This is a genomic window from Pseudomonas sp. JV449, assembly GCF_032424295.1.
In the GTDB taxonomy this organism is placed as follows: domain Bacteria; phylum Pseudomonadota; class Gammaproteobacteria; order Pseudomonadales; family Pseudomonadaceae; genus Aquipseudomonas; species Aquipseudomonas marginalis.
In genome coordinates this window covers 46,397-64,135 of sequence record NZ_VYKD01000024.1, presented here as the reverse complement: position 1 = coordinate 64,135, position 17,739 = coordinate 46,397, and the positions used below count along the sequence as shown (strand labels likewise).

Below are 17,739 nucleotides of genomic sequence, written 5' to 3'. Positions count from 1 at the left end.
CTCCAGCGTCGACCAGATATTGCGGCGTTGCAGCGGATCGTTACGCATTTTCTGGCCGACATCGCGCATCAGCTTGATCGCATCGTCGATTTCCATGTTGTAGGGGATCGCCACCCGGAAGATYGCRTAGCCGAACTCCCGCGAGTAGTTCTTGATGCTTTTGATCTCGCTGAACGGGATGGTGTGCACGATGCCGTCAATGTCGCGAGCGGGCTTGTTGTGGTGAGCGGGCTTGCCCCGCGCTGGGCTGCGAAGCAGCCCCAAAACCAGCCGCTGAGTTATGTCTGATACACCGAGTGCTTCTTGAGTGGGGCTGCTTCGCAGCCCAGCGCGGGGCAAGCCCGCTCACCACAAAAAGCTCACCACAAACCACAATAAGCTCATCACATTCGCCATGACGCTTACGCGTTCTTGTCCTTCTCCAACCCCCCCGCAGCCCCCGTCACCACTTGCACACTCAAGCGCGGCGTGGCCAGGTCCAGACCGGCGTCATCCAGATGCCGCTTCAGCGACAGGTTGAACGCCCGCGACACTTCCCACTGCTTGATCGGCGCCGTCTTGAACCGCGCGCGCAGGATCGCACTGCCCGACTCGAAGCTTTCCACCCCCTGGATCTCCAGCGGCGACCAGATATTGCGGCGTTGCAGCGGATCGTTACGCATTTTCTGGCCGACATCGCGCATCAGCTTGATCGCATCGTCGATTTCCATGTTGTAGGGGATCGCCACCCGGAAGATCGCGTAGCCGAACTCCCGCGAGTAGTTCTTGATGCTCTTGATCTCGCTGAACGGGATGGTGTGCACGATGCCGTCAATGTCGCGAGCGGGCTTTTTGTGGTGAGCGGGCTTGCCCCGCGCTGGGCTGCGAAGCAGCCCCAAAACCAGCCGCTGAGTTATGTCTGATACACCGAGTGCTTCTTGAGTGGGGCTGCTTCGCAGCCCAGCGCGGGGCAAGCCCGCTCACCACAACAAGCCCGCTCACCACAATAAGCTCATCACATTCGCCATGACGCTTACGCGTTCTTGTCCTTCTCCAACCCCCCCGCAGCCCCCGTCACCACCTGCACACTCAAGCGCGGCGTGGCCAGGTCCAGACCGGCGTCATCCAGATGCCGCTTCAGTGACAGGTTGAACGCCCGCGACACTTCCCACTGCTTGATCGGCGCCGTCTTGAACCGCGCGCGCAGGATCGCACTGCCCGACTCGAAGCTTTCCACCCCCTGGATCTCCAGCGGCGACCAGATATTGCGGCGTTGCAGCGGATCGTTACGCATTTTCTGGCCGACATCGCGCATCAGCTTGATCGCATCGTCGATTTCCATGTTGTAGGGGATCGCCACCCGGAAGATCGCGTAGCCGAACTCCCGCGAGTAGTTCTTGATGCTCTTGATCTCGCTGAACGGGATGGTGTGCACGATGCCGTCAATGTCGCGCAGGCGTACGGTACGGATGGTCAGACCTTCGACGGTGCCGAGGTGGCCGCCGACGTCCACGTAGTCATCGATGGCCAGGGAGTCTTCGATGATGATGAACAGGCCGGTGATCAAGTCGGCCACCAGTGACTGCGCACCAAAACCGATGGCCAGGCCGATCACACCGGCACCGGCCAGCAGCGGCGTGACGTTCATGCCCATGTTCGCCAGGGCGACGATGGCGGCGATGATAAAGATGGTCACGAACAGCACGTTGCGGATCAACGGCATCATGGTCTGCGCGCGGGCATTGGCCAGGCCTTTGCGCGAGCGGGTGAGGGCGTGATGGATGGCGGTGTCGCTGAGGATCCAGATCAACCAGGCAAATAGCAGCGTGCCGCCCAGGCCGAACAGCTTGACGCTGATTTCATGGCCGTCGCCTTCGGTAAAGCGGATCAGCGACAGGCCCCACACCCGCAGCCCCAGTTCGATAAACACCAGCCACACCACCAGGTGGGCGAGGGTGTAGACGAAGCTTTTCAGGCGTTCGGAGTACAGCGCATGGCGCTTGTGCCCACGCTGCGGCTTGAGCGCATGGCGCCGCACCAGGCCGTTGATCACCATGCACAACACCAGCAACACCGTGCACAACAGCGACTGGCGCAGGGCGGTGCTGGTGTCGCCGGCGGAGACGAACGTGGCGAACAGCGAGATGCCCACCAACAGCAAGGCGGGGATGTACCAGAAGGTGCCGATGATCTCGATGGTGTCGCTGAGGGCCCGGCGGGTCAGGCGGCGCGACAGGGGCTGGTTGCGGATCAGGTGGGCGATCGGCCGCCGGAAACGCAGGATGAACACGCCGGTGGACAGCGCGGCCATCACATTGGCGACCGTGGCCGCCGTGTGGGCCAGGTGTTGGCCGAGCGCAGCCACCAGCCGCGGGTCGCTCAAGGCTTCACCAAAGGCGGCAAAGCTGCCGATCCACCACAACGGGCGGAACGCCTGGTGGCGCAGGATATACAGCGCGCGGTGGCGGTGCGGGCCGTCGAGCAGGGAGAAGGCAATCACACAGATCGCCGAGAAACAGGTACCGACCACCAGCGCATAAGCCAGCACCATTGCCAGGGATTTGCCCAGGGACGAGGGCAGGGCGTAGCTCAGGTACACGGTGATCACCAGTGCGATCAGCCAGGGCCCCAATTTGCGCAGGGCGAAGCGCAGCATGTCCCAGGTACGCGGGTGTTGCGGCAACTCCTCGGGCAGGCCGAAGCGCTCGCGTACCCGGTGGCTCAGCCAGATCAACGCGGCTGCCAGCAGGCTCCATACCGCGAGAATCACTGCAAAGCCGAAAATGATCGGCAGCCATTCGCTGGCCGGCAGCATCAGTGCGCTGAGTTCGTCCTTGGCCAGGTCGACTTCATTCGACCAGCGCCCCAGCGGGCTGTCGGCGCCGGAGAACTGCTGCTCCAGGCCCGACAGCGTACTGCCGATCAGCCCGAGCACGCCTTGCTCGGCGGCGGGCTGGGCCTTCTGGGTAGCGGCGCGCAGCTTCTTCAAGTCGCTCAGCAACTGGGTGCGTTGCTGGTCGTTTTCCAGGGTCTTGATCACCTCGTCCAACGACTGCCCCAACGGCACGTCGGCCTGGGGTTGGGTCTTGGTGGTGCCGAGCAGCCCGGGCAGGCCCACCGCTTGGGCAGACGAGAGCGGCAGCAGCGTGAGCAGGGCGATCAGGAAACAGCAGGGCAGCGCAAACAGACGGGAAAGCACGAGGCGGTCAACCTTGGAAACGACGGGTTGAGCGAGTGTACGAGTGCAAGCGTCATTCGGCCAGTTTGGCGAGGATCTTGTACACCACGGTGCCCAGGATCAGCAGCATGCCGACCCACATGCCGAATACGCCGAGGGGCTTGTCGCGGAAGTTGAAGCCAACGGCGAGCATGATCATGCCGATCAGGATAGGGATAAGCATGGCGTGGAAAGAGGACATGGAGATCATGGGGCGACGGCCTTGTCGGAGTGGGAATACTGACAAGTCTAGGTCGGATTGCAGGAAATGCAGGTGATGCAGATCAGGTGGACGTAAACCAAATGTGGGGGGCAAGTGCGAATCGTCGCACCGCCCCTCCCACATGTTGACGACATCCATTCCTGGTCTTAGGGCAGGTCGTGGCTGGCGTAGAACGCGCCCAACACCTTCACCAGATGCGCCAGGTCATGGCTGCCGCACAGTTCACGAATGGAGTGCATGGCAAACGTCGGCAAACCGATATCCACCGTACGCACACCCAGGTGGCTGGCAGTGATCGGGCCGATGGTCGAGCCGCAGCCCATGTCGCTGCGCACCACAAAGCTCTGCACCGGCACTTCCTGGGCCATGCACAGGTGACGGAAGAACCCGGCGGTTTCGCTGTTGGTGGCGTAGCGCTGGTTGCTGTTGACCTTGATCACCGGGCCGGCATTGAGCTTGGGGCCGTGGTTGGCGTCGTGCTTGTCGGCGTAGTTCGGGTGTACGCCGTGGGCATTGTCGGCCGACACCAGCAGGGATTTCTGAATGGCGCGTACGAATTCATCACCTTCAGGCAACAGGCGACGCAGGGTCTGTTCCAGCATCGGGCCGTCGGCACCGCAGGCCGAGCAGGAACCGACTTCCTCGTGGTCGTTGCACACCAGCACGCAGGTTTCGTCGCTCTCGCTGGTGAGCAAGGCTTGCAGGCCGGCGTAGCACGACAGCAGGTTGTCGAGGCGCGCGCCGGCGATGAAGTCGCCATTGAGGCCGATGACGGCGGCGCTCTGGGTGTCATAGAAGCTCAACTCGTAGTCGAGCACCACATCGGCGTTCAGCCCATGCTCCCGTGCCAACTGCTCGGTGAGCACGGCACGGAAGTCCACGCGTTCATCACCGGCAAATTGCGCGAGGATCGGCGGCAATTCGGTCTGGGCATTGATCGCCCAGCCCTGGTTGGCTTCACGGTTCAGGTGAATGGCCAGGTTGGGGATGATTGCGATGGGCAGCTTAAAGTCGATCAGCTGGCTTTCGACCTTGCCGTCACGGCGGAAGGTGACGCGGCCGGCCAGGGACAGGTCGCGGTCGAACCACGGCGCCAGCAGCGCGCCGCCGTAGACTTCCACGCCGAGTTGCCAGAAGCCCTGGCGTTGCAGCTCAGGCTGGGGCTTGACCCGCAGGCACGGGCTGTCGGTATGGGCGCCGACCAGGCGAATCCCGCCTTGCAACGGCGAATGGCGGCCGAGCTTGAAGGCGATGATCGAGGAATCGTTGCGGGTCACGTAGTAGCGACCGTTGGCTTCGGTGGCCCAGGTCTCGCGCTCGTCGAGGCGCTGGAAACCGGCCGCTTCCAGGCGCTGGGCCAGGGCGGCGGTGGCATGAAAAGGAGTAGGGGAGGCCTTGAGGAAGTCGATCAGGCCTTGATTCAACGCTTCGCGCATAAATAGCTCCAGACAGCAATGCGCGGAGTTTACCGTTCGAGGGCGAGAAGTGCACAGAACAAATGTGGGAGGGGGCAAGTCGCACCGCCCGTCCCACATGTACTGTATTTACAGCTTTAGAAGGGAGCCGGGCACTCAAAGCGCAAGCGCTCGCCGCTTTGCGGGTGAGTGAAGCTCAGCATGCTCGCATGCAGGCACAGGCGCGGCCACGCAGCCAGGGCCTGTTCATGGGCATACAGACCGTCACCGAGCAACGGATGCCCGATGGACAGCATATGCACGCGCAACTGGTGCGACCTTCCGGTAATCGGCGTCAGCTCGACGCGGCACCAGTCGCCACACCGTTCCAGCACTTTCCAGAAGGTCAGCGCGTGCTTGCCGAACTCGTGGTCCACCACATGGCGGGGTTTGGTCGGCGGGTCATAGCGCAAGGGCAGGTCGATGCTGCCGCTGTCCAGTTCCGGTTGGCCCCAGGCCAAAGCGGTGTAGGCCTTTTCGGTTTCGCGGTCGTGAAACTGGCGGGACAGTTCGCGATGGGTATCGGCGTCCCGGGCCAGCAGGATGATCCCCGAGGTTTCCCAGTCCAGGCGATGGACGATGCGGGCTTCGGGGTAGCCGTTTTCCTGCAGGCGGGTGATCAGGCAGTCCTTGTTGTCATCGGCGCGGCCAGGCACCGAGAGCAACAGGGTCGGCTTGTTCACCACCAGGACAGCGTCGTCCTGATGCAGGATATGAATAGTGGACAGCGGCATTAAACAGCCTCGTAACAAACGCCAACGGCGGCTCGACCACCCGGTTCCCGCAAAGGGATCAAGGTGACCGAGCCGCCGTGGCGGCCGCCTGTTCGATCAACGATCAGGCAGGGTGATATTGAGTTCCAGAATCGAGCAGCTGCCGTCATTTTCCAGGGCGACATGCACGTCATCGTTGCCGATATTGACGTACTTGCGGATCACCTCCACCAGTTCCTTCTGCAAGGCCGGCAGGTAATCCGGGGTACTGCGTTGGCCGCGTTCGTGCGCCACGATGATCTGTAGACGCTCTTTCGCGACCGACGCGGTGCTTGGCTTTTTGTTGGCGCGAAAGAAGTCGAGAAATTTCATTGTTTAGTTGCCTCCAAAGATACGCTCGAAGAATCCCTTCTTCTTAACATCGAGGAAGCGATGTTCCACGGTCTTGCCCAGCAAGCGATCAACCGCATCGCTGTACGCCTGGCCGGCGTCGCTCTGGTCGTCGAGAATCACCGGGACGCCCTGGTTGGACGCCTTCAGCACGGCCTGGGATTCCGGGATCACGCCCAGCAGGGTCACGGCGAGGATGTCCTTGACGTCTTCAACACCGAGCATTTCGCCGTTACTGACGCGCTCAGGGTTGTAGCGGGTGAGCAGCAGGTGTTCCTTGATCGGGTCCTGGCCTTCCTCGGCGCGCTTGGACTTGCTGGCCAACAGGCCCAGCATGCGGTCCGAGTCACGTACCGAAGACACTTCCGGGTTGGTCACCACGATGGCTTCATCGGCGAAGTACATCGCCAGGTGAGCACCGGTTTCGATACCGGCCGGGGAGTCGCATACCACGAATTCGAAGGTTTCCTTCAGCTCGGCGAGAACCTTGCCTACGCCTTCCTTGGTCAGCGCATCTTTGTCGCGGGTCTGGCTGGCGGCCAGTACGTACAGGTTCTCAAGGCGCTTGTCCTTGATCAGGGCCTGTTGCAGGTTGGCTTCACCGTTGACCACGTTGACGAAGTCGTACACCACGCGGCGTTCGCAGCCCATGATCAGGTCGAGGTTACGCAAACCGACGTCGAAGTCGACGATGACTGTCTTGTGGCCGCGCAGAGCGAGGCCGGTACCGATAGCGGCGCTGGTGGTGGTCTTACCCACACCACCCTTGCCGGATGTAACCACGAGAATCTTGGCCAAGGTGTTTCACCCCTAAGGAAAAAGGACTTTTCAGCCCCTGAAAAACATCTCTTGGAACTCGCCGCAGGCGGACAGCCTTTGTAGGAAAAAGACGGGTTTTCGCAGGAAAAACGCCAACCTTCAAATGTTCCTACGCAAGTAATGCCAATTTCGCTGTGCTATCAGAGTCTAGAGATGCTTGGAAAATGCGGCAGTATCCGTTAAAGACGGATGATGTTCAACACATCGCCCGACAGGCTGACCTGCACCGCGGCTCCCCACAGTGGATCGCGGCGCAAATCTTCCGAAACCTTGTACTGGCCCGCGATGGACACCAGCTCAGCGGTCAATTGCTGGCAAAAAATGCGCGCCTTGGTATCCCCCTTGATGCCGGCGAGGGCACGTCCGCGCATCGGGCCGTATACATGGATATTGCCATCGGCGAGAAGTTCCGCGCCGGGACTGACCGAAGAGATCACCACCAGGTCGCCGCCCTGGGCGTAAATCTGCTGTCCGCCGCGTACGGGCGTGGTGATTATCTTTGTAGGCTTGATCGTCGGTTCCGCTGGTTTTTCCGGTTTTTTCTGCACTTCGCCGACCAAAGGTTCCAGTGGACGCTCACGCGCGCCGGAGGGTGGCAGTACTGGCAGTTCAATGGCGATGGCTGCGGCAATGTCTTCGATGCGGCTGGCACGAATCGCCAGGGTTCGCAGGCCATGGGAGCGGCACACGCGCATCAGGCCGGGCAGGTCGATGCTGCCCTGGCCGGCCGGCAGTTTGTCCAGGGCCAGTACCAGCGGGGCGTTGTTGAAGAAGTTCGGCGCCAGGGCAACCTTGGCGGCGAGCTGGCGGTCCAGGGCGTCGAGGTCGTTGCGGGCCAGTTCCAGCACGGTGATGGCGAGCATGCTGCCTTTCAGCTGGAACACGGGATCTTGGTCTAGCGGTTCGGTTTGGCTCATGGTCGGCAAAAAGCGGCTTGTCACGAAAAGTGTCGAGACTTATAACGAGAACACTCACTGGCCGCAAGCCGAGTCGAACCGTTGTAGAATGCGCGGCCCTGTCTTTCCCGGAATCTGTAATGGATCGCCCGCGTTTTCGAGCTGTATTTTTTCACCCGCGCTTTTGGCTGTTATGGCTGGGACTCGGCCTGCTCTGGCTGGTGACCCAACTGCCGTACCCTGCGCTGCTGACCATTGGTCGCCTGCTGGGTGCAGGCATGTACCGTGTGGCCGGCGAACGTCGCCGCATCGCCGCACGCAACCTGGAACTGTGCTTCCCGGAAAAAACCGCCGCAGAGCGCAAGAAGCTGCTCAAGGAAAACTTTGCCTCCACCGGCATTGCCTTCTTTGAAATGGCCATGAGCTGGTGGTGGTCGCGCCAGCGCCTGGCGCGCCTGGCCCATGTCGAAGGCCTGGAACACCTCAAGCAGGCCCAACTGGATGGCAAGGGCGTGATCCTCATGGCCCTGCACTTCACCACCCTGGAAATCGGTGCGGCCCTGCTGGGGCAGAAGCACACCATCGACGGCATGTACCGCGAGCACGGCAACCCGCTGTTCGACTATATCCAGCGACGTGGCCGCGAGCGGCATAACCTCGACTCCCTGGCGGTCGAGCGCGAAGACGTGCGCGGCATGCTCAAGCTGCTGCGTGCCGGTCGCGCCATCTGGTATGCACCGGACCAGGACTACGGCGCCAAGCAAAGTCTCTTCGTGCCGTTGTTCGGCATCCAGGCCGCCACCGTGCCTGCCACCAGCAAGTTCGCCAAGCTGGGCAAGGCGCTGGTGGTGCCGTTCACCCAGGAGCGCCTGGCGGACGGCAGCGGTTACCGCCTGGTCATCCACCCGCCGTTGACCGACTTCCCCGGCGAAAGCGATGAAGTCGACTGCCTGCGCATCAACCAGTGGGTCGAAGCCTCGGTGCGTGAATGTCCCGAGCAATACCTGTGGACCCATCGCCGCTTCAAGAGCCGGCCACCGGGCGAACCCAAGCTGTACGAAAAACGTCGTCGCTAAGACCGACTTTCCCCCCACGTGGAGTGATGCAATGCGCGCAGCTGAACCGGTTACAGGCTTGATTCTTTCCGGCGGCGGGGCGCGAGCGGCGTATCAGGTGGGGGTATTGGCGGCGATTGCCGAGCTGTTGCCGCCGGGGGCGCCCAATCCGTTTCCGGTGATCGTCGGCACGTCGGCCGGTGCGATCAATGCGGTGAGCCTGGCCAGCGGTGCGATGGACTTCACGGCGGCCATCCAGCGCCTGACCGCGTTCTGGCAGGGGTTTCGCAGCCACCTGGTATTGCGCAGCGATTGGCCGGGGGTGGTGCGCCAGGCGAGTCGCTTCTTTACCCACAGCTTGCTGGGCCTGGGCCGGCAGTTACCGGTGGCGCTGCTCAACAGCTCGCCGCTGCGGGACTTGTTGCAGGACAAACTGCATTTGGCAGGTATCGACGAGGCCATCCGCCAACAGCACCTGCATGCGGTCGCCGTCACGGCCTTCGGCTATGAATCCGGGCAGGCGGTGACCTTCTATCAGGGCGGCGGCACCATCGACGCCTGGTTGCGCCATCGGCGTATCGGTGTGCCGACGCAACTCACGGTTGAACACCTGCTGGCCAGTTCGGCGATCCCCTTGCTGTTTGCCCCGGTGAAGCTCGACCAGGAATACTTCGGCGACGGCGCGGTGCGCCAGTCGGCGCCCATCAGCCCGGCGCTGCACCTGGGGGCGACCCGGGTGCTGGTGGTGGGTGTCAGCGGTAACCCGCGGGGCAATGAACCGATGGCGCAACGCACCTATACCGGCCAGGAGCCGACGTTGGCCCAGATCGGCGGGCATATGCTCAACAGCACGTTCATCGACAGCCTGGAAAGCGATATCGAACTGCTGGAGCGTCTGAACCAGTTCAGCCATCACCAGCCAGCCGACAGTGCGGCCCGTGGCCTGGCGCCGGTGGAAGTACTGGTGATTGCGCCAAGCCAGCCGATCGACGAAATCGCCGCAAGGCATCGGCAGGAATTGCCGGCGGCATTGCGTCTGTTCCTGCGTGGGCCGGGGGCGACCAAGACGAGCGGGGCAGGGGTGCTGAGTTACTTGCTGTTCGAGGCGGGGTATTGCAGCGAGTTGATTGAGTTGGGCAGGAAGGATGCGCTGGCCAAGCGTGAAGAGATCATGCGGTTCCTGGGCTTGGCATGAACCCTTGTAGGAGCGAGCTTGCTCGCGAAGAACCCATAGGCACCGCTTTTGTTCTGAATAAACGCGGTGATCTCTGGTTTTTCGCGAGCAAGCTCGCTCCTACAGGGGGTCAGAAGTGGTACTTGACCAGGAAGCTCGCCGTGTCCTGGGTCGTCTTGAACGCGCCGGAATCCTCGATCCCGTACTTGTTCTTCCAGTAGTCGTATTCAAAGCCCACGTACAACTGCTTGTCGCCCCAATGCAGTGCCTTGCCCAAGTCGTATTTGACCTGCGGGTTGAAGTGCAGGTTGGCGTGGTAAGTGCCACGGGCGTTCTTGTCGTTGTCCACCACCCAATCCATAAAGCCGTCGATCAGGATGTCGGAGTTGCCCACCGGCAGGGTGTACGACCATACCGGGGTGATCTGCCATACACCGTCGCCTGGGCGATTGCCTTCGGTCTGGCGCTGGTAGAAGTTCAGCTGGAAGTAGTCGAAGCCCGGGATGTTCAGGTCGAAGCCAGGGCCGAGCAGGTACGACTCGTTGTCGCCTTCGCCGAACTCATACGTGAAGGCCAGCAACACATCCTTGATCGGGCCGAAGGACAGGTCCTGGTCGAAAATCTTACCGAACGACAGTCGCGGGCTGATCTCACCGTAGTACGTGCTTGGGCCGACGTTGCCGTCTTCCTTGCCGTTGTAAAAGATGCGGTCGACGAAGACGAAGTTGTCGCCGTACTTCCAGGCATCGGCATGTTCGAACGTGACGGTTTGCTGGATCTGTGGGTTGACGGTAAAGCTCTTGCCCCACAGATACGTCAGGCTGTTGTTCTGCCACTGCAACAAGTCACCGGCCACGGCCTGGCCGCCGGCCAGCAGGGATCCCGCCAGCATCAGGCCTTTGAACAGAGGTTTCATTCGGTTGCTCCCGAGTTAAAGTTTTATGGTTTTTCTTCTACACAAGCGCTCTGGTGCGGCGCCTTTGGTGGTTACAAAAGTGGTCTGAATGGTCAGCTTTATTGCTACAGCAAGACCCGCGCCAAGGCGGCAAACAACCGTCGATTCAAGCGGGCGCGGAGAATACTGGCTCCCACGTCAGGGCTCAAGTGCGCCGTTACAGCGCGCACAGGGCGACAATGGGGCATGTGTCAGGTGTGGGCGGGGTCGACTACGGGGCGTTCGGCCCCGCCGAGAATGTTGAACAGGATATTCAGCGACAGTGCGCTGAGGGTCGCCATGGCGATGCCGCTGTGGGTGATCGGGCTCATCCACACGGGCAACTGTGCGAAGAACTCCGGGCGCACCACGGGGATCAGGCCCATGCCGATGCTCACCGCCACCAGCAACTGGTTGCGACGGTCGGCGATATCGGCCTCCTGGAGGATCTTGATGCCGGTGGCCGCCACCATGCCGAACATGGCGATCGCCGCCCCGCCGAGCACCGCCGGGGGAATCGACGCCACCAGGTACGCGGCCTTGGGCAACAGGCTGAGCACAATCAGGAAGGCACCGGCCATCATTGTCACCGAACGGCAACGCACGCCGGTCATCTGCACCAGGCCGATGTTCTGCGCGAAGGAGGAGTGGGTGAAGGTGTTGAAGAAACCGGCGAAGAACGACGCACCGGCATCACACAGCAAGCCACGGCGCAGCATTTTCGGCGTGACGTCCTGGCCGGTGATCTTGCCCAGCGCCAGGAACATTCCGGTGGATTCGACAAAGATGATCACCACCACCAGGCACATCGACAGGATCGGCGCCAACTCGAACTTCGGCATGCCAAAGTGCAGCGGCGTCACCACTTGCACCCACGGCGCCCGGGCCAGGCCGCTGAGGTCGACCATGCCGATGGCCCCGCACAAGGCGTAACCCAGGCCCATGCCGATCAGCACCGAGATATTCACCCAGAAGCCGCGCATGAAACGGTTGATCAGCAGGATGGTGGTCAGTACCAGGGCGGCAATTGCCAGGTAAATCGGTGAGCCGAAGGTGGCGGCTGCGCTGCCGCCGCCGGCCCAGTTCACGGCCACGGGGAATAGCGACAGGCCGATGGCGGTGATCACGGTGCCGGTCACCAGCGGCGGAAAAAAGCGCACGATCCTGGACATGAACGGTGCGATCAGCATGCCGAAGAACCCGGCGGCGATGGTGGCGCCGAAGATTCCCTGCAGGCCGATACCGGGCATGCCGGCCATGGCGACCATGCTGCCGACAGCGGCGAAACTGGCGCCCATCATCACCGGCATACGGATGCCCACCGGGCCGATGCCGAATGACTGCACCAGGGTGGCGATGCCGGCTACCAGCAGGTCGGCGTTGATCAGAAAGGCGATTTCTTCACGGCTCAGGCCGGCGGCCTGGCCAATGATCAGGGGGACGGCGACGGCTCCGCCGTACATCAGCAAGACGTGTTGCAGGCCTACCAGAATCAGTTGCAAGAGGGGCAGCCGCACCATGGCGGGCGCGGCAGGAATCTGCGGTTCGACTAACTCGGTCATGCAACACCTCGGATCTTTTTTATTTTTGTGTTGTGTGGAACGCAATCTTCAAAACACTGCAGGTCCAAATGTGGGAGGGGGCAAGCCCCTCCCACATTGGAACTATGTGAATCTGTTAGTTGGTACGCGCCCCCTGATTGATCCATGTGCCAATCAAATCCCGCTCCTGCTGGGTCATCTGGGTGATGTTGCCCAACGGCATGATCTGGCTCGCCACCGCCTGCGCCTGGATGCGCGCCGCCTGTTGCTGGATCTGCGCCGGGGTATCGAACATCACCCCGGCCGGTGCGGTGCTGAACAGCGGGCTGGTGGGTTTGGCCGAATGGCACACGGCGCAACGCTCCTGTATCACCCCGTGGACCTTGTCGAAATCAACCGTCGCCTGGGCAGGCGCAGGTGCAGCCGCGGGTTCGGTCGCCGCAGGCGCGGCGGGTTTCAGGCCACCCCCCAATGCGGTTTCCGGCAACGGTTGGTACTCGATGGCCGCAGGTGCCTTGGCAATCGGTTCGGCCGGCTTGGGCCCGGTCACATACGCCAGGCAAATCATCGCCAGTGCGCCCACCGGCAAGGTCCACGCATACTTCTGGCTGTTATGCCGCGTGTTGAAGTAGTGCCGCACCAACACCGCCGCCACCGCGATCCCCGCCAGGATCAGCCAGTTGTATTGGCTGCCGTAGGTGCTCGGGAAGTGGTTGCTGATCATGATGAACAGCACCGGCAGGGTGAAGTAGTTGTTGTGCCGTGAGCGCAGCAGACCCTTGGCCGGCAGGGCCGGATCGGGGGTGCGGTTCTCGGCGATCGCCGCCACCAGCGCGCGCTGCGCCGGCATGATGATGCGGAACACGTTACCGACCATGATGGTGCCGATCACCGCGCCCACGTGCAGATACGCACCCCGGCCGCTGAACACTTTGCTGAAGCCGTACGCGGCGGCAATCAACAGCACGAACAGGATCAAGCCGAGCAGGGCAGGGCGTTTGCCCAGGGCCGAGTCGCAGAGGAAGGAGTAGATGAACCAGCCGGCGAACAGTGAGCCGATGCCCAGCAAGACGCCTTCGCTGCCACTGAGGCTGCTGCCGGGGGCGAGCAGGTACAGCGTCGGGTTGAGGTAGAACACCACGCACAGCAGCGCGACGCCCGACATCCAGGTGAAATAGGCTTCCCATTTGAACCAGTGCAGGTTGTCCGGCATGGTCGGCGGGGCCAGTTTGTATTTTTCCAGGTGGTAGATACCGCCACCGTGGATCGCCCACAAGTCACCGGACAGGCCGTCCTTGGGGTTGACGCGGTTGAGGTTGTTTTCCAGCCAGACGAAGTAGAACGAAGCGCCGATCCAGGCGACGCCAGTGATCATATGAACCCAGCGCACGCTGAGGTTCAGCCATTCCAACAGATGTGCTTCCACAGTCTTTACCTCTCGCCTGTCACCCTTGTTGTCGGGTGATCCGGCCTTCTCTTATTGGTGGGGGGCGAGGATCAACCGCTCATCCTCTTTGAAAAAATGCTCATCGCAGTTATTGCCTGTGCCACTGCGATCAACCACCAGGAAGTCATCCCGCTTTTCGATCGTCAGCACCGGGTGGTGCCAGACGCCGCGATGGTAATTGATGCCCTGCCTGCCGTTGGTGACGAAGGCGCGGACCAAGCCTGATACAGGTGCATCGCCAAGTGGCGCGACCACGATCAGAAAGGGGTTGCCGAGCAGCGGAATGAAGGCCTGGCTGCCCAGCGGGTGTCTCTCCAGCATGCACACGGTCAGCGGCATATCCAGCGCGTCGGCGCGGAAGATGCTGATGATCGCGTTGTCTTCAGGCTGTGCGGTTTCTACCGTTGCCAGCTTGTGAAAGCGCATGGTCGACCCGTTGTTGATCATGAAGTGATCGCTGCCATCGGTTTCGATAACGTCTCCGAAAGGGGCGAAGGCTTCTTTGGTCAGGGGTTCGATCATCAGTGTGCGCATGGCTGTCTTCTTTTCCGAATGCTGTGTTGTTTGATCTGCTTGTTTTTGTAGTGAGCGGGCTTGCCCCGCGCTGGGCTGCGTAGCAGCCCCAAAAGACAGGGCCGCTTCGCGCCCCAGCGCGGGGCAAGCCCGCTCACCACAGGGTTCACCGCTTACTTGGCTACTTTGCCCAAAACCCGCAGGCGGCTCACACCGCCATCCGGGAACACGTTCAGGCGGATGTGGGTGATCGGGCCCAGTGCCTTGATCTGCTCGGCGAAGGTGTGTTCGGCGTGCATTTCCAGTTTCTGCGCCGGCAGCAGTTCGCGCCAGAACAGCGATTGGGTTTCGATCTGGCTGTCGGTGCCGCCCTTCACGAAGGCGCCCTGGATCGAGCAGGTGTCCGGGTAGTTGCCCTTGAAGTGCAGGGTGTCGACGATGATTTTCTCGATTTCGCCGGGGTGGCCCAGGGCGACGATCACCCAGTCATTGCCTGGCGTGCGACGGCGGGCGGTTTCCCAGCCATCGCCCATGTTGACGCCACGGCCTGGGTTGAGAATGTTGCTCATGCGCCCGAAGTGTTCATCGGAACACGCCAGTGCGCGGCCACCGTTCAATGCGGCAGCCAGGTCGATCTGTTCGTTGTCGCCCACTGCCGACCAGTCGCGGAACGGCACGCCGTACACACGCAGACGGGCCACGCCGCCATCCGGGTAGATGTTGAAACGCAGGTGGCTGAACGCCTGGTCGTTGCTGATCTCGTGGTAGTGGTGGCTGTTGCCTTGCAACTCGACGGCCGACAGGACTTCTACCCACTGGGTGTCGTCGTCAGGCTCGCCCGAGGCCAGGAAGCAGGCTTCCAGGGACGCCGACGGCGGATAGTTGCCGGTGAAGAATGACGTGTCGATGTCCACGCCCTTGATCGAACCCGGTACGCCCAGGCGGATCACTGCGCTGTCGTAGCCTTCGAAGCGCTTGCGGCGTGACTCCCAGCCGTCCATCCACTTGCCGTTGTCATCGAAAACGCCCTCCTTCCACACGGCCGGGGTCGGCTGGAACAGGCGGTTGGCGTCGGCGAACCAGTCATCTGTCACGGAGATGATCTTGGTGCCCAGGCGGGCGTCGGCCAGGTTGACGAACTTTTCGAAAGGTACGGGTTGCGCTTTCATTCTTCTTGTCTGCCTTAAATAGAGTGGCTGGGGATGGTGGTTTAGAGGGTCAGTAAACGGAACAACGCGATCTTGTTGATCTCGTCCAACGCGCACTTGAACTCGGCATCCACCGAGTTGTGAATGCGCGTTTCGAACGCGGCGAGAATCTGGTGCCGGTTGCTGCCTTTTACCGCCATGATGAAGGGAAATTTGAACTTGGCCTTGTAGGCATCGTTCAGCTCGGTGAAGCGTGAGAACTCTTCGGCCGTGCAGTGGTGAATCCCCGCGCCAGCTTGCTCATCGGTGCTGGCTTGGGTGAGTTGGCCCTGGACGGCCGCTTTGCCGGCCAGGTCCGGGTGAGCGTTGATCAGGGCCAGTTGGCTTTGATGATCAGCACTCAACAGGATGTCGCTCATGCGCTGGTGCAGGGTTTCGATCTGGTCGATCGAGGCGTCCTGGCCCAGGTCGAAGGCCTTTTCGGCCACCCATGGCGAGTGTTCGTAGATGTCGGCGAAGGCGTGGACGAAAGCGTCACGGCTCAAGGTCGAGGGTTTCAGCGTCTGGAAGGTGCTCATTTGGCCGCTCCCGGGAACGGGTGGGTGGCGTGCCAGTGGCGGGCGATGTCGACGCGGCGGGTGAACCACACCTGGTCATGGCCCTTGGCGTATTCGATAAAACGCTTCAACGAGGCCAGGCGCGCCGGGCGGCCGATCAGGCGGCAGTGCAGGCCGATGGACAACATCTTCGGAGCCTCGGCGCCTTCGGCATACAGCACGTCGAACGCGTCCTTGAGGTACTCGAAAAAGTCATCGCCCTTGTTGAAGCCCTGCACCTGGGTGAAGCGCATATCGTTGGTGTCCAGGGTGTAGGGGATCACCAGGTGCGGCTTGCCGGTGGGGGTGTTGGGTTCCCAGTAGGGCAGGTCGTCGTCGTAGGTGTCGCAGTCGTAGAGGAAGCCGCCTTCCTCCATCACCAGCCGTCGCGTGTTGGGGCCGGTGCGCCCGGTGTACCAGCCCAACGGACGCTCGCCGGTCAGTTCGGTGAGGATGCGGATGGCTTCGAGCATATGCTCGCGCTCCTGGGCCTCGTCCATGTATTGGTAGTCGATCCAGCGGTAGCCGTGGCTGCAGATCTCGTGGCCGGCGTCGACCATGGCGCGGATCACATCCGGGTGGCGCTGGGCAGCCATGGCCACGGCGAAGATGGTCAGCGGAATGTCGAATGCCTTGAACAGCTTGAGGATGCGCCACACGCCGGCACGGCTGCCGTATTCGTACAGCGACTCCATGCTCATGTTGCGCTCGCCCTGCAGCGGCTGGGCCGAGACCATTTCTGAAAGGAAGGCTTCGGACTCTTTGTCACCGTGCAGGATGTTGCGCTCGCCGCCTTCTTCGTAGTTGAGTACGAACGACAAGGCGATGCGTGCCTTGCCCGGCCAGTGGGGGTGAGGAGGGTTACTGCCGTAACCGATCAGGTCGCGTGGGTAGTCAGCGCTCACTGCAGTCTTCCTTCTTGTTCGTGGTAGCAAGTGTGTGGCGGCCAGCGGAAAGACTGGGTGGCGTCACAGCGATGGGCTGATTGTATACAACTTAATGGTCACTTTGTAAGCCTGTATTTCCGCATTTTTTCCGTGGAGTTGCCGCCGTTCAGCGCTGCAAGAAACTTGCCCGATTGGTCAGTAAACGGACAAAAGGTCTTTTAAAAGCAAGGCTTGCTGGGAAATTCCGTTGAGGATCGAGACGTCGCAGCGTGTGCGAAACTTTGTGATTTTTATTGTGTACAATTTTTATTAAAAGTGTCTTAATCGGCCCATCAGCGGCTTTTTGATGCCCCGTAAAGGTGCAGCCTATTTCACTTCATGCAAGGGAGCCCGCCCCATGGGACGACTGACGACACACGTACTCGACGCAGCCCACGGCTGCCCCGGCAGCGCCATCCAGGTTGAGCTGTACCGCGTCGACGGCGCGCAGCTGGAACTGGTCGCCACTGCGCTGACCAACAGCGATGGCCGCTGCGACGCGCCGTTACTGCAAGGTGATGACTACCGCAGCGGTGTCTACCAATTGCAATTCAGCGCCGGCGATTACTACCGCGCCCGTGGCGTGCAATTGCCGGAGCCGGCCTTCCTCGACGTCGTGGTGCTGCGCTTTGGCATCAGTGCCGAACAGGATCACTACCACGTGCCTCTGCTGATTTCGCCTTACAGCTACTCCACTTATCGCGGTAGCTGAGT

At 61.5% G+C, this 17,739-nt stretch carries 17 protein-coding genes and 2 pseudogenes; 3 read left to right on the top strand and 16 right to left on the bottom strand.

Annotated elements, in window-relative coordinates; genetic code table 11:
• From F6S08_RS22010 to minC, 9 genes and pseudogenes are all read right to left on the bottom strand, one after another.
• Positions 1 to 207, bottom strand: a pseudogene (locus tag F6S08_RS22010) (hypothetical protein); the annotation flags it as partial.
• A gap of 194 nt (positions 208 to 401) precedes the next feature.
• Positions 402 to 821: pseudogene (locus tag F6S08_RS22005) on the bottom strand (mechanosensitive ion channel family protein); the annotation flags it as partial.
• A 191-nt stretch (positions 822 to 1,012) separates the two neighbouring features.
• Entirely contained in the window at positions 1,013 to 3,178 is a 2,166-nt protein-coding gene (locus F6S08_RS22000) for a mechanosensitive ion channel family protein (RefSeq protein ID WP_315872346.1), read from the bottom strand.
• Between the two features lie 52 nt (positions 3,179 to 3,230).
• Entirely contained in the window at positions 3,231 to 3,398 is a 168-nt protein-coding gene (locus F6S08_RS21995) for a hypothetical protein (RefSeq protein ID WP_162494268.1), read from the bottom strand.
• Positions 3,399 to 3,565: 167 nt separating this feature from the next.
• Positions 3,566 to 4,855: a M18 family aminopeptidase gene (locus F6S08_RS21990; protein WP_315872345.1), complete on the bottom strand. Its 1,290-nt coding sequence runs from the start codon at positions 4,853 to 4,855 to the stop codon at positions 3,566 to 3,568.
• 116 nt (positions 4,856 to 4,971) lie between these two features.
• Entirely contained in the window at positions 4,972 to 5,607 is a 636-nt protein-coding gene (locus F6S08_RS21985; RefSeq protein WP_027603908.1) for an RluA family pseudouridine synthase, read from the bottom strand.
• Between the two features lie 96 nt (positions 5,608 to 5,703).
• Complete coding sequence (gene minE / locus F6S08_RS21980; RefSeq protein WP_003175252.1) at positions 5,704 to 5,958, bottom strand: cell division topological specificity factor MinE; 255 nt, start codon at positions 5,956 to 5,958, stop codon at positions 5,704 to 5,706.
• A 3-nt stretch (positions 5,959 to 5,961) separates the two neighbouring features.
• Positions 5,962 to 6,774, bottom strand: coding sequence for a septum site-determining protein MinD (gene minD / locus F6S08_RS21975; RefSeq protein WP_065927233.1), 813 nt, complete (start codon positions 6,772 to 6,774; stop codon positions 5,962 to 5,964).
• Between the two features lie 200 nt (positions 6,775 to 6,974).
• Positions 6,975 to 7,712, bottom strand: a complete 738-nt coding sequence (gene minC, locus F6S08_RS21970; RefSeq protein ID WP_027603909.1) for a septum site-determining protein MinC — start codon at positions 7,710 to 7,712, stop codon at positions 6,975 to 6,977.
• Positions 7,713 to 7,831: 119 nt separating this feature from the next.
• Between minC and F6S08_RS21965 the strand changes: the two genes are divergently transcribed.
• Positions 7,832 to 8,767 carry a lipid A biosynthesis lauroyl acyltransferase gene (locus F6S08_RS21965; protein WP_315872344.1) on the top strand — a complete coding sequence of 312 codons (936 nt, stop codon included), beginning with the start codon at positions 7,832 to 7,834 and terminating at the stop codon, positions 8,765 to 8,767.
• 31 nt (positions 8,768 to 8,798) lie between these two features.
• Positions 8,799 to 9,941 (top strand): patatin-like phospholipase family protein, encoded by a 1,143-nt coding sequence (locus F6S08_RS21960; RefSeq protein WP_065927235.1) that lies wholly within the window; start codon positions 8,799 to 8,801, stop codon positions 9,939 to 9,941.
• 109 nt (positions 9,942 to 10,050) lie between these two features.
• Here the strand turns inward: F6S08_RS21960 and F6S08_RS21955 are convergent, their stop codons facing one another.
• The 7 genes from F6S08_RS21955 to puuE all read right to left on the bottom strand — a co-directional run bounded on the left by F6S08_RS21955 (position 10,051) and on the right by puuE (position 17,004).
• Positions 10,051 to 10,836: an outer membrane protein OmpK gene (locus tag F6S08_RS21955; RefSeq protein WP_065927236.1), complete on the bottom strand. Its 786-nt coding sequence runs from the start codon at positions 10,834 to 10,836 to the stop codon at positions 10,051 to 10,053.
• Between the two features lie 230 nt (positions 10,837 to 11,066).
• Positions 11,067 to 12,416 carry a nucleobase:cation symporter-2 family protein gene (locus F6S08_RS21950; RefSeq protein ID WP_065948615.1) on the bottom strand — a complete coding sequence of 450 codons (1,350 nt, stop codon included), beginning with the start codon at positions 12,414 to 12,416 and terminating at the stop codon, positions 11,067 to 11,069.
• 115 nt (positions 12,417 to 12,531) lie between these two features.
• Positions 12,532 to 13,821: a urate hydroxylase PuuD gene (locus F6S08_RS21945; protein ID WP_065927238.1), complete on the bottom strand. Its 1,290-nt coding sequence runs from the start codon at positions 13,819 to 13,821 to the stop codon at positions 12,532 to 12,534.
• A 51-nt stretch (positions 13,822 to 13,872) separates the two neighbouring features.
• Positions 13,873 to 14,376 (bottom strand): ureidoglycolate lyase, encoded by a 504-nt coding sequence (locus F6S08_RS21940; protein ID WP_027603915.1) that lies wholly within the window; start codon positions 14,374 to 14,376, stop codon positions 13,873 to 13,875.
• Positions 14,377 to 14,528: 152 nt separating this feature from the next.
• A complete protein-coding gene (alc, locus tag F6S08_RS21935; protein WP_315872343.1) occupies positions 14,529 to 15,524 on the bottom strand; it encodes an allantoicase in 996 nt (331 codons plus the stop codon).
• Positions 15,525 to 15,565: 41 nt separating this feature from the next.
• Entirely contained in the window at positions 15,566 to 16,081 is a 516-nt protein-coding gene (gene uraD, locus F6S08_RS21930) for a 2-oxo-4-hydroxy-4-carboxy-5-ureidoimidazoline decarboxylase (RefSeq protein WP_137212758.1), read from the bottom strand.
• A complete protein-coding gene (puuE, locus tag F6S08_RS21925) occupies positions 16,078 to 17,004 on the bottom strand; it encodes an allantoinase PuuE (protein WP_315872342.1) in 927 nt (308 codons plus the stop codon). The genes uraD and puuE overlap by 4 nt, the downstream gene beginning before the upstream one ends.
• 379 nt (positions 17,005 to 17,383) lie before the next feature.
• Here puuE and uraH point away from each other — a divergent pair, with 379 nt between their 5' ends.
• Complete coding sequence (uraH, locus tag F6S08_RS21920) at positions 17,384 to 17,737, top strand: hydroxyisourate hydrolase (protein ID WP_065927242.1); 354 nt, start codon at positions 17,384 to 17,386, stop codon at positions 17,735 to 17,737.
• Positions 17,738 to 17,739 lie beyond the last annotated feature (2 nt).